2 protein-coding genes and 1 pseudogene are annotated in these 1,602 nt (G+C 74.5%); 1 reads left to right on the forward strand and 2 read right to left on the reverse strand.

The genetic code is table 11. The features are described from left to right. Nucleotides 1-40 precede the first annotated feature (40 nt). Entirely contained in the window at nucleotides 41-643 is a 603-nt protein-coding gene (locus ACWEN3_RS46350) for an Rv1733c family protein (RefSeq protein ID WP_452984447.1), read from the forward strand. 53 nt (nucleotides 644-696) lie between these two features. Here the strand turns inward: ACWEN3_RS46350 and ACWEN3_RS46355 are convergent, their stop codons facing one another. Beyond that, the gene (locus tag ACWEN3_RS46355; protein ID WP_452984449.1) at nucleotides 697-1,341 is read right to left on the reverse strand and encodes a CBS domain-containing protein; all 645 of its coding nucleotides are present in this window, start codon (nucleotides 1,339-1,341) and stop codon (nucleotides 697-699) included. Between the two features lie 26 nt (nucleotides 1,342-1,367). Next, nucleotides 1,368-1,602: pseudogene (locus tag ACWEN3_RS46360) on the reverse strand (regulator); the annotation flags it as partial.

Raw genomic sequence — 1,602 nt, forward strand, 5'->3', positions numbered from 1 at the left:
CAGCGGCGGGGCGGCGGCGCGCGAGAGGAGGCGGTGACCGATGACACGGACACCTCCCACGACGGTCAGCCAGGTGCGGCTCTGGCGGTGGCGGCGCAATCCGCTCCGGCGGCACAGCGACGTCGTAGAGGCCTGGATCGTCCTCGCCACCTGGGTGCTCGTGCTGGTCGGCGGGGTCCTCGCGGGACTCATGGCGGCCCAGGCCGCCGCCTCGGCGTTCTCGGCACGGCTCGCTCAGATCCACTCCGTCTCCGCCGTGCTCACCGACCAGACGGCGCAGACCCCGACCGCCGGCACCGGCTACGACGACGGGCGGATCTGGGCCACGGTGCGCTGGACCGATCCGAACGGCTCGGTCCACACCGACCGGGCCAAGGTCTTCCCCGGCGCCCCCGCCGGCACCCACGTGACGGTGTGGACGAACGGGGCCGAGCGCGTGGTGTCCCCGCCCGTCAACGGCGCGTCCGCCGACCTGCAGGCGGCCCTCACCGGCTTCCTGGTCGCCCCGGCGGCCGGCGCGGCGGTCTGGAGCGCGGGCTGGCTGGTGCGCACCCGGCTCATCCGGCGGCGCATGGCCGAGTGGGACGCGGAGTGGAAGCAGATCGGGCCCCAGTGGGGGAACCTCAGCGGGGGCCGGGGCTGACCGCATGACGGACCCCGGATGCCGCCCTCGGCGGGATCCGGGGTCCGTCGTGCTCAGGGCGCGGCCAGCCGGCAGTCCACCGCCACGACGCCCTCGACACCGCGCACCATGCGCACCGCCAGCGGAATCCGCTCGCCGTCCGGGACCCGCCCCGTCAGCGTCGCGATCCCGTCGGCGACCGTGACGTGCACGGGCTCGACCGGAGCGGGGAACAGCACGTCGAGGACGTCACGGCGGATCTCGTCGGCGAGGTCGTTGTCCGGGCGCAGGAACACCTTGAGCAGGTCACCGCGGCTGACCACGCCCTCCAGCACACCCTCCGAGGTCACCACCGGCAGCCGCTTGACCCGCTTCAGCGCCATGATGCGCGCCGCCTCGGAGAGCGTGGCACCGCCGCGCACGGTGACGGCGGGCGTGCTCATCAGCTCCTCGGCGGTGACCGCACCCGCCTTGGCCAGGTCCGCGAGCCGGCGCAGCTGGGTGATCCGGTCCGGGTCGCTGTCCCGGAACTCCTCCTTGGGCAGCAGATCGGCCTCGGACACCAGGCCGATCACCCGGCCGTCGCCCTCCAGCACCGGAAGCGCCCCGACCCGCCACCGCTCCATGCGCTCGACGATGTCCTTGAACTGGGCCGTGCGCCCCACCGCGACCACGGCACGCGTCATCACGTCACTCACCAGGTGCGGGCTGCCGGCCATGCTCTCCTCCTCACCGAACCGGGCGCTCATCGGGCACTCCCGCTGCCGTAGGGCGCGAAGAGGTCGAGCAGCCGGACCCGGGAGGCGTGCAGCCGCTGGGCGACCACGCGCCCCACCCAGATCGCGATCGCCCGGCCGAACTCCGGGTCCTCCGCGCACATCGCGCGCACGGACCCGGCGTCGAACGCCCAGGCCCGCACCGGACTCAGCGCCTCGGCCCCGAGGTGCCAGACGTACGGCGGGAAGTGCCAGGACCAGCCG

Source organism: Streptomyces sp. NPDC004561 (genome assembly GCF_053602155.1).

What these genes read in the sequence shown, in the direction of transcription:
- ACWEN3_RS46350 (WP_452984447.1), top strand. Translation starts at nt 41, where the DNA reads ATGACACGGACACCTCCCACGACGGTCAGCCAGGTGCGGCTCTGGCGG.
- ACWEN3_RS46355 (WP_452984449.1), bottom strand. Translation starts at nt 1,341, where the DNA reads ATGGCCGGCAGCCCGCACCTGGTGAGTGACGTGATGACGCGTGCCGTG.